Annotated in this window: 7 protein-coding genes; 4 read left to right on the top strand and 3 right to left on the bottom strand. The window is 39.8% G+C overall.

What is annotated here, in order from left to right:
* Positions 1 to 139: 139 nt before the first annotated feature.
* Complete coding sequence (locus VNZ46_RS24695) at positions 140 to 991, bottom strand: alpha/beta hydrolase (RefSeq protein ID WP_325563603.1); 852 nt, start codon at positions 989 to 991, stop codon at positions 140 to 142.
* Positions 992 to 1,326: 335 nt separating this feature from the next.
* Between VNZ46_RS24695 and VNZ46_RS24690 the strand changes: the two genes are divergently transcribed.
* Entirely contained in the window at positions 1,327 to 3,603 is a 2,277-nt protein-coding gene (locus VNZ46_RS24690; RefSeq protein ID WP_325563601.1) for a glycosyltransferase family 4 protein, read from the top strand.
* A 17-nt stretch (positions 3,604 to 3,620) separates the two neighbouring features.
* Positions 3,621 to 4,628, top strand: a complete 1,008-nt coding sequence (locus VNZ46_RS24685; protein WP_325563599.1) for a glycosyltransferase family 4 protein — start codon at positions 3,621 to 3,623, stop codon at positions 4,626 to 4,628.
* On the opposite strand, the gene VNZ46_RS24680 is transcribed toward VNZ46_RS24685, so the two are convergent.
* Positions 4,617 to 6,089, bottom strand: a complete 1,473-nt coding sequence (locus tag VNZ46_RS24680; RefSeq protein ID WP_325563597.1) for a glycoside hydrolase family 130 protein — start codon at positions 6,087 to 6,089, stop codon at positions 4,617 to 4,619. The genes VNZ46_RS24685 and VNZ46_RS24680 overlap by 12 nt on opposite strands.
* 390 nt (positions 6,090 to 6,479) lie before the next feature.
* Here VNZ46_RS24680 and VNZ46_RS24675 point away from each other — a divergent pair, with 390 nt between their 5' ends.
* Positions 6,480 to 7,094 (top strand): porin family protein, encoded by a 615-nt coding sequence (locus VNZ46_RS24675; RefSeq protein ID WP_325563595.1) that lies wholly within the window; start codon positions 6,480 to 6,482, stop codon positions 7,092 to 7,094.
* Positions 7,095 to 7,322: 228 nt separating this feature from the next.
* Positions 7,323 to 8,426 carry a C1 family peptidase gene (locus tag VNZ46_RS24670; RefSeq protein WP_325563593.1) on the top strand — a complete coding sequence of 368 codons (1,104 nt, stop codon included), beginning with the start codon at positions 7,323 to 7,325 and terminating at the stop codon, positions 8,424 to 8,426.
* Positions 8,427 to 8,506: 80 nt separating this feature from the next.
* Here the strand turns inward: VNZ46_RS24670 and VNZ46_RS24665 are convergent.
* A partial coding sequence (locus VNZ46_RS24665) for a S9 family peptidase (RefSeq protein WP_325563591.1) occupies positions 8,507 to 10,028 on the bottom strand: 1,522 nt, incomplete at its 5' end.

Here is a 10,028-nt window from a genome sequence, read left to right as displayed (position 1 = left end):
GAAACTGAAATGATTGAGCAATACCAGGGCTGCTTTATCGGTCTGCGTCTGTACCTCTCCCACAATCATCAATTTAGAAAAATGCCTTAGCATATACTTTTCCACCATTACCCCAAGGTAATGCACCATCTTAAGCGGCTTATCTTTGATCATAATTCAGGCTCATCAGATTTTCCAGTTCCTCTTCCATGACCTTGCATAGCTCCGCATTGACCAATTCATGCCCTTCGTCAAATATATGCAAGTAGGCATTAGGCACAAGGTTTTTAAACCGTTCCCCTATAGAAGGCGGGAAAAGTTTATCGTGCTGACCAAAATACATCCTGATCTCTATAGCATGATCATTCATCAGTGCAGCCAATCTTTCCCGGTCAAAGGAAAGTTTTCTAAGGTAAGTAATCGTATTGTAACAGGCCAGGCGGCTTTCATGCGTTTCAAACTCTCTTGACAGGATCCGTTCCAGACTATCATCTATATAACGCGTTTTACGAAGCACCCTAAGCAGAAAATTTACTGTTTTAGGGCTGGAAACCAATCTCCAGAAACTCCGGTTGATCAGCCGGTTCTCGGCTGCACTGACCAGTAATTTATTGGGTTCTATACCATCGGGAGCAATAAAATAAACTCCACTAATCATTTGCGGCAATTCCTGTAACAGTGCCAGCGCAAAACGGGCTCCGATACTATAAGACAATAATGTCAATGGCTGCTGTTCCAGTTCTTTTTCTTTGATAAAAGCAACGATCAGCTCTGCAAACACAGCAGAGGTAATACCCTCCCTAATTTGGGGCAGCGACCCGTTATGAAGAACAGTATCGCCATGAAAAAACAAGTCAAAACTGTACATCTTGTAATGCTTACCCAAATAAGGCTCCATTAAACCAAACTGCGTTCCTTTCATCCCAAATCCATGGAAGGCCAGCATCACTTTGCTCCCCGTTCCATATTCCTGATAATGCAGTTTCGCGATTGGTGTCTTAATAAATGGCATAGGGCAAATTTAGTGTTTTTCTTCAGGCCCACACCCCAATATTTGTACCACTATGTACAAACATCCTTGTTCCGTTACAAAAACCACAGATATTCCTTAAAAAGTTAAACAATTTATTCCTGTAAAAAACATTTTGTTTAACCAATAAATAAAAATCATTATATAATAATAATTATATTGGAATTTTCCCACTGAGAAAGCTTCAAAAACACATCAAAAAAGCTTTAGCCTTTAAAAATTTTCGAAAAATGAACATTTAAGCAGATTATTTGTTCTATACCTGAATCGAACCAGTTCAACCTGGTGATGATTCTTGTTCATAAAAAAATATACCGATGAAAATAGCCTATATATCTACTTACCCACCGCGCGAATGCGGTATTGCTACTTTTAACAACAACTTGCTTCATGCTATTGGACTTGATAAAATAGTTTCAGACGACAGCTTTGTTGTTGCTATGAATGACTCTGATAATTTAAATGAATATGAGTACCCTAAGGAAGTCAAATATGTCATCAGACAAGACAACCAAAAAGATTACATCAGAGGTGCTGATTATATCAATACCAGTTTATCTGATGTCTGTATATTAGAACACGAATTCGGAATTTACGGTGGCGAAAATGGAGTTTATATCCTTCCGCTTATTGCAAGGCTGCAAAAACCATTGATCACCATTCTTCATACGGTGTTAAAGGATCCGAACTTTATGCAACTCACCATTATCCGTGAAATTGCAAAATATTCTTCAAAGATCGTGGTCATGAGCAACAGGGCTGTTGGCTTTTTAACTAGTGTATATGATATCCCGCTGGAAAAAATCCAACTGATAGAGCACGGCGTTCCCAATCTTGAATCCAAAGAAAACAATCCTGTAAAGCAATCCAATGCATTCAGGAACAAAAAAGTACTTTTCACTTTTGGTCTGATCAGTCGCAATAAGGGACTTGAAACCGTTGTAAATGCCCTACCGGAAATTGTAAAGAAACATCCGGATGTGATGTATGTGGTATTGGGTACGACACACCCTGGCGTTATCCGGAATTCGGGAGAGGAATACAGAGACAGTCTAAAAAAACTGGCCCGAAAGTTAAACGTAGAAAACCACCTCATTTTCATTAACAAATTCGTGTCTGAAGAAGAATTGTTCGACTTCCTTACTGCAGCAGACATGTACATTACCCCCTACCTCAATGAAGCTCAAATTACCAGCGGAACTTTATCTTATGCAGTAGGCGCTGGAGCCGCAGTAATTTCCACTCCGTACTGGCATGCGCAGGAATTGCTGGCAGATAACAGGGGCAAGTTATTTGATTTTAAAGATCATGATGCACTGGCATCTATTGTAAATGAACTTTTTGACGATCCGGAGCGTCTAGCTAAGATGAAAAAGAATGCTTACGATTACGGCATGCATTTGCGCTGGCCGAACACAGGTAAAGTGTATATCAAAGCTTTACAAAAGTCAATTGCTGAGGCCGAACTTGCCGTGGAAGAGAATAAACCTATTATCGATCCGGATATGATGCCGGCCTTCAGTTTTGCCCATATACAACGCCTGACAGACGATACAGGTATTGTTCAGCACGCAAAATATGGAATTCCTAACTTAAAGGAAGGCTATTGTCTGGATGATAATGCAAGAGCGCTGATCGCTTCTATACTGGCCTATCAGCAAAACAAGAGTAAAGTTGCGTTACAACTCTTACCTGTTTACCTGAGTTATATTCAATACATGCAGTGTGATGATGGAAACTTCAGAAATTTCCTGAGTTTCAGAAGGGAATACCTGGACGAAGTTGGCTCTGAAGATTCTTTTGGCAGAACCATCTGGGCATTGGGTTACCTGATCAATAATGCGCCAAATAACTCTTACAAAGAATTTGCGAGGGAGCTTTTTGTAAAGTCTATTCCCCATTTCAGCAAGCTGGAACATTTAAGGGGAATTGCCAATACGATGATTGGCTTAAGCAGTTTTCTAAAAGCCAATCCTTATGATGAAGGGATGATTGAGCAAATGACTAAGCTGGCAATACCTTTAAAGAAAGCTTACAAAAGCCAGAAAGGTCCTGACTGGTATTGGTTCGAAGATAAGCTGACCTATGACAATGCATTACTTCCCTTAGCCCTGCTTTGCCACTACGAAACGACGCGTGACCAGGAATCGATGGACATCGCTCTGGAAAGTATGGATTTCCTGACGCAGAAAACCTTAGACAAAGGTTATCTTAATCCTGTGGGCAATGATGGTTGGCTATACCGTAACAAAGAAATGGCCGTTTACGACCAGCAAGCCATTGAAACGATGGCCATGGTACTCATGTATTTCAAAGCCTACCAGATTACACGTGACCTTAAGTACATCAAACACATGTATTTAAGCTACCAGTGGTTCCTTGGTGAAAACAGTTTAAGGCTGCCTTTGTATGATCATGAAACCAAAGGATGTGGTGACGGTTTGCAGCCACATGGTGTTAACCGTAACCAGGGTGCAGAAAGTACACTCGCTTATTGGATCTCACATTTGATGGTCCTTAAAGCACTTGAATTTGAATACGAATTCATTCAAAGCACAGAATTGCTGGATACGCAGAATTTATCCGCTTCTTAATTCCCTAAAATCACAAAATGAAAGTAGCCGTATTATCGCCTGTGGCGTGGAGAACACCTCCACGTCATTACGGCCCATGGGAACAGATTGCATCGAATCTCACTGAAGGCCTGGTCAAAAAAGGAATCGAAGTGACACTTTTTGCCACAGGAGATTCCCAAACTGCGGGAAAATTAGATGCCGTAATTACCAAGGGCTACGAAGAAGACCGTTCTCTCGATGCAAAAGTGGTGGAATGTCTTCACATCAGTAATCTGATGGAAAAGGCAGGTTCTTTTGACTTGATCCACAACCATTTTGATTTCCTGCCCCTCAGTTACTCAGGTCTCATTCAAACTCCTGTGGTCACCACCATTCATGGCTTTTCCTCAGAGAAAATCATTCCTGTGTACAAAAAGTACAATAACACTGGTCATTATGTATCCATCAGCAATTCCGACAGACATCCGGACCTTCATTATGCAGCTACGGTTTATAATGGATTAAATAAAGAAGAATTCAGTTTTAATGAACATCCTGAAGACTATTTACTCTTCTTTGGCAGAATTCATCCACACAAAGGTACCTCAGAAGCTATTCGTATCGCTTTGCAAAGCAAGAAAAAACTACTGATTGCAGGCATAGTTCAGGACGAGGGTTATTTTAAGCGCGAAGTTGAACCTTACTTAAATGATCAGATCATTTTTCTTGGATCCAAAGGTCCAAAAGAACGGAACGAGTTACTTGGAAAAGCATCAGCCTTATTACATCCCATCAGTTTTGACGAACCTTTTGGATTGAGTGTTGCTGAAGCAATGCTTTGTGGAACTCCCGTTATTGCATTTAACCGCGGTTCTATGCCAGAATTGATACAGGATCAGGTAACTGGATTCCTTGTATCGAATGAACAACAGGCTATCCGGGCAGTAGATCAACTTCATCATCTGGAAAGAAGAGCTTGCAGGGACTGGTCAGTATCGAAATTCTCTACCGAAAAAATGGTAGAGGACTATCTTAAACTCTACCAGAAGATATTAAGGGTTTGATTTCGATTCTCTAAGTTTGTCCAGCAATAATTCCAGATTTACAGTCGCAAACGAAGAACAATAGTCTGAAAGGCCATAAGGAATGATCAATTCTCCATTGTGAATAATAGATCCGCAAGAATACAGTACATTGGGCACATAACCTTCTCTTTCGTCATTATTGGGAATAACCAGTGGCTCACTAAGCCGGCCTATTTCAATAGAAGGATCATTAATATCCAATAAACTTGCACCCAGACAATACCTTCGCATTGGTCCTACCCCATGCGTAATGATCAGCCAGCCGGCCTCAGTTTCTATTGGAGAACCACAGTTACCGATCTGGACATACTCCCAGGGGAATTCCGGATGCTGTAATTTTACCGGATGGTCCCACACATTGATCTTGTCAGAGTACATCAGGTAATTGTTCCAACCGTCTATTCTGGACATCATGGCATATTTTCCGTTGATCTTTCGGGGGAAAAGAGCGAGGTTTTTATTTTGAGCGCCCATACCATGAAGCGGGCTCACTTTAAAATCATAAAAATCTGTAGTTTGCAACAGTTTAGGCATAATCATAGCCCCATCAAATGCAGTATAGGTGGCATAATAAATAATAGTACCATCTTCTTTAATAAAACGAACAAACCTGGCATCTTCTATTCCCTTACGTTCAAACTCCGAAATAGGAAAAATGACACGGTCTGAAATATCGGTATCCCTGGAAAAACTCATCTCATGATAAGTATCTGATAGCCAGAGGATCTTATCATATTCCAGTTTCTTCAAGTCATCTGATTGCAGATTCTTGGAATCGATACTTACTTTTCTGAGTTGTGCATAATCAAATTTATCCTCGAGTTTATTCCCTACTTCGTCCAGCACCTCAATATCGATCATAGAATCTGCTGCTTTTTTCAAAAACAGTTTCTTATTGTATACAGCATTCCTGATCACCTCAGCCTCATCAATATAATTCCCGGAAGGGATTACAGTAATGTTATTGTCTCGGTCAATCAGTGCCCTTCTAAATACCACAGAAGAAATATGTCCCTCACCTACTGCCCTGAAACTTATAATCACTCTTTTTTCTCCTTCAACAAGATCTGTCTGATCCGGATCTTCTACTATAGATGGATTAAAAAATGCCGCCGATTCTATGGAATACTCATGGGTAAAATATGATCCGATCAGCAGACGCTGGTATTTATCCAGACTTTCATAATCCACACCAATGGCTTCGATACAATATTTAATCTTCTTGCAGTGCCGTGCCAGGATCTTCGTAATATTCCGGTGCCTTTTGGAATATTCCTGCAGCAATGGAGATATTAAGCCAAAGACCTCCTCTTTGGAGAGCTTTAAAACAAGTTTTATAACCTCTTTTGCCCGATCATCTCCATTAAAAAAAAATCTTGCAATTACCCTTTTAGGGTCAGGATATACTTTTACTGGCTTGCGGTCTATAGATAATCTCATGATGTTATAACAGATAAAGGGGGTGCAATAGTTTTATGAAATATAAGTTTTTTCAGGAAATATTTCTTTACAGCCTTACATCCCTCCGGTAACCAGACACCATGTATGACAAAGTGTACAACATATCAGCTGACAATCTTACAAATAAAGTCAAATTGACTGAATTTTTTAATGTTATTTTAATTTAAAGAAATTGTTAATTGTCATTGCAAAATAATAAAGGATCAAATGCATTTTTTTATTCCACTATCAATTAGCACTTTACAAAAAAGCGCCCCAGCGATGCGGATTCAAAATATTCCTTTGGCACAGGCATTGACTATATGACAACAATGGTCAGAATATAAACATTAAAAACTGACCGGAAATATAAATTAAAATCATAAGAAAATGAAAAAATTACTATTATCAATCGCTGCTGTTGCTGCTTTAGCTTTCACTACTCAAGCTCAAACTGAAAAAGGAAATACAATGCTTGGTGGTAACTTAAGTTTCCTTTCAACTAAAGCTAATGGTGCTCCAAAATCAGACGTAAGTTTCAGCATTGTACCTAGCGTTGGTTATTTTGTAAGCAACAATTTTGCTATCGGTACCGGAGTTGGTTATACTTACGACAAAGTTGCAAATACAGCAGTAACAACAGGATCTTTAACTCAGGCTTTTGAAGTTGCTCCTTTTGGCCGTTACTATGTAGCTTTATCTGATCAATTTAAATTCTTCGGACAAGTTGCAGTTCCTATGCAGTTTGGTAACTACAAAAGCATTGATGTTCAAGGTAACACCAGCGATAAATTAGGTACCACTACAAACATCGGTGTAACTGTTGCTCCAGGTTTTGCATTCTTCCCTACTAAACATATCGGTATCGAATTTTCAGTTAACGGTTTAGAATATCAGCATGCACAAACTAAAGTTGAAGCAACTGGTGCTAAAGCATCTTCTAACTCATTCGGTTTAGATGCAAACACTTTTGCTCCTAAATTAGGTGTAATGTTCCACTTCTAAGAACTTCTACTTAATCAATAAAAAAGCCCTGGCAAAATTTGCCGGGGCTTTTTATTTGTATAGAAATTGGTATTTTTAAACAGAATTTTCCCTTCTTTGAGAAGGACATATCACTAACCTGTTCTAAAAAACTATAGCCCAATGGAACCATAATGAGCAAACACTCACAAAAAAAATGAATATTGCTCATGATAGCTTCATAACCTTTAAAAATCAAAATATACTCCAATGAAAAAAACCTTTTTACTGGCCTGCAGCATCAGCTTTATTCTTGCTGCAAATGCACAGGAAACACCCCTTAAAATCATTAAGGACAATAAAGCAACTTCTGTAAAGAACCAGGGGCAATCCGGCACCTGCTGGAATTACTCTACCACTTCTCTCATTGAATCTGAAGAAATGCGTAAAGGTTTAGGCGAATTTGACCTGAGCGAAATGTTTACGGCCCGAAACATTTATATAGAAAAAGCTAAAAACTACATCTTGCGCCAGGGCAAAGCCCAATTTGGTGAAGGCGGTCTTGGCCATGACCTGATCCGGGCGGTTGCTTTATATGGAGCCATGCCGCAAGAAGCCTTTCAAGGTGTAAGCGGAACAATTCCAGACCATTCCGGATTGGAAACAGCCCTAAAAACGTATCTGGACAGCACACTTAAAAGCAGACCTTTAAATCCAGACTGGCTAAAAGGCTATGAGCAGATCCTAAACCAGAAAATAGGCGTACCTCCAGCAAATTTCGATTACAAAGGAAAAACCTATACAGCAAAATCTTTCGCTGCAGATGTTCTGAAGTTTAATCCAAAAGATTATGTCAGTATTACCTCTTTTACCCATCATCCATTTTACGAATCCTTTATTTTAGAGGCACCAGATAATTTTGCAAATGGGTCTTTCTATAATATTCCTTTGGATGAAATGCTGAGTCTGACCAAATCCGCGTTAAAAAATGGTTATACCATTATGTGGGATGCAGATGTCAGCAATAGCGATTTTCAGCAGAAAAAAGGCTATGCAATGCTATTTGAAAACAAAGAAGACGGAAAACAGCCCAGCCTGAACCCCAATATCAAGGAACGCAGTTATTCACAGGAATTGCGTCAGCAACTGTATGAGAACCTGACTACCGAAGATGATCACTTAATGCACCTGATCGGTCTGGACCAAACTCCAGAAGGTAAGATCTTATTTAAAGTAAAAAATTCCTGGGGAGAAGTAGGTCCTTTTAAAGGATATATTGAAGTTTCCGAACCTTATTTTGCCATCAACACGGTAAGTTTAGTTGTTCCGAAAGCAGCCTTATCTAAAGAACTGCTAAAAAAACTCAATCTGTAAATTTAAAGAGTTAATAAAGCGAAAGGCCGCATCACTAAAAACGTGATGCGGCCTTTCGCTTTTATTATATCAGATATAACTTATCTGCCGTTCTTCCCATTCATTTCAACCTCTCTGTCCATTTCCAATATATCTACCTGATCCGAAGAAGTAAAGTCTCCAATAAGGTATTTATTAAAATGATCAGCTAATTTCCAGAAAGCATATTCTGTCAGGTCACCAAAAGCATGCCGCTGACCAGGCATGATCACAAATTCAAAACGCTTGCCCGCCCGCATCAAAGCATTGGCCAGGCGGATGGTATTCGCAGGGTGCACATTATTATCTACATCACCTGTCATGATCATTAAATGACCTTTCAGGTTTTTAGCAATCTCCGGATTCTTATCTATACTATATTTAAAAGTCGTATCTCCTTTAGCTGAAATAATTTCCTTTACACCATGATGCTTCTCGCTCCACCATCTGTTATAAATACTATTGTCATGATTTCCGGCATTGGAAACAGCCACTTTAAAGAAATCGGGATAAACCAGCATCGCAGCGGTAGACATGAAGCCCCCGCCAGAGTGCCCGGTGATCCCTACCCGATTTGCATCTATAAAAGAATAACGGTCAGCAAGCTGTTCAACAGCTGCTTTTTTATCCGCAAGCCCATAATCACGAAGGTTTCCATAACCAAAAGTATGGTACCATTTGGAGCGTGCCGGATTACCTCCCCGGTTCCCTACCGTAATCACGATATAACCAAACTGTGCCAAACGGTCTGTCCGGTCCATGCTTTTGCTAAAGGACTTGTTCACAGCTTCTGTCTGCGGCCCGGGATATACATACTCAATAATCGGATATTTCTTTGACGGATCAAAATTAAAAGGCTTATACATCACCCCATAGATATCAGTAACACCATCATCTGCTTTCACTTTAAAAGGTTCCGGAAACTTATAACCTGTAGCCATCAACAGAGACAAATCTGTTGTTTCTAAATCCATCACTTTATTGCCCGCATTGTCCATCAACACAGATTTAGGAACAGTATTTACCCTGGAAAAATTATTAACAAAATATTTTCCCTCATCGTTCATACTAACAGCATGATCAAAATCTCCGTTATTCAGCAATTTCAATCCTGAACCATCAAAGTTAACCCGGTACAGATGCAGGTAATAAGGATCTTCTTTGCCTTCACGTCCATTGGCCGTAAAGTACAACACCCTTTTTTTCTGGTCAATATTTACAATGGCTTCACAATGAAAAGCACCTTTTGTAATCTGATTTTTCAGTTTTCCCTGACCGTCAAAAAGGTAGAAATGTCCCCAGCCATCTCTTTCAGACCAATGGATGATCTCCTGACCGTCATTAACAAGACCTGGCCGGTTCACCTCTACATAGGTATTGAAACGCTCGTCTATTAAAGGAGAAACTTTGCCACTGTTGATGTCGATCATGCAAATATCAACCCTTTTCAGATCCCGGCTGGTACGGGAGAAATAAATTTTGCTGTTGTCCCCCAACCAAATCGAAGGCCTGAATTCATTATCCCTGTCTTTATTTAGCGAAGGCGCCTGCCAAAGCGAAACCGACTGATCTTTAAAAGCAGCA

Origin of the sequence: Pedobacter sp., assembly GCF_035566355.1 — a bacterium.
Lineage (GTDB): Bacteria > Bacteroidota > Bacteroidia > Sphingobacteriales > Sphingobacteriaceae > Pedobacter.
Note: the sequence above shows the minus strand (reverse complement) of the source record. Positions and strands in the feature narration are given on the sequence as shown.

Excerpts from the sequence above, each read along its gene's own strand:
- VNZ46_RS24695 (WP_325563603.1), bottom strand. The coding sequence starts at position 991 with ATGCCATTTATTAAGACACCAATCGCGAAACTGCATTATCAGGAATAT.
- VNZ46_RS24690 (WP_325563601.1), top strand. The coding sequence starts at position 1,327 with ATGAAAATAGCCTATATATCTACTTACCCACCGCGCGAATGCGGTATT.
- VNZ46_RS24685 (WP_325563599.1), top strand. The coding sequence starts at position 3,621 with ATGAAAGTAGCCGTATTATCGCCTGTGGCGTGGAGAACACCTCCACGT.
- VNZ46_RS24680 (WP_325563597.1), bottom strand. The coding sequence starts at position 6,089 with ATGAGATTATCTATAGACCGCAAGCCAGTAAAAGTATATCCTGACCCT.
- VNZ46_RS24675 (WP_325563595.1), top strand. The coding sequence starts at position 6,480 with ATGAAAAAATTACTATTATCAATCGCTGCTGTTGCTGCTTTAGCTTTC.
- VNZ46_RS24670 (WP_325563593.1), top strand. The coding sequence starts at position 7,323 with ATGAAAAAAACCTTTTTACTGGCCTGCAGCATCAGCTTTATTCTTGCT.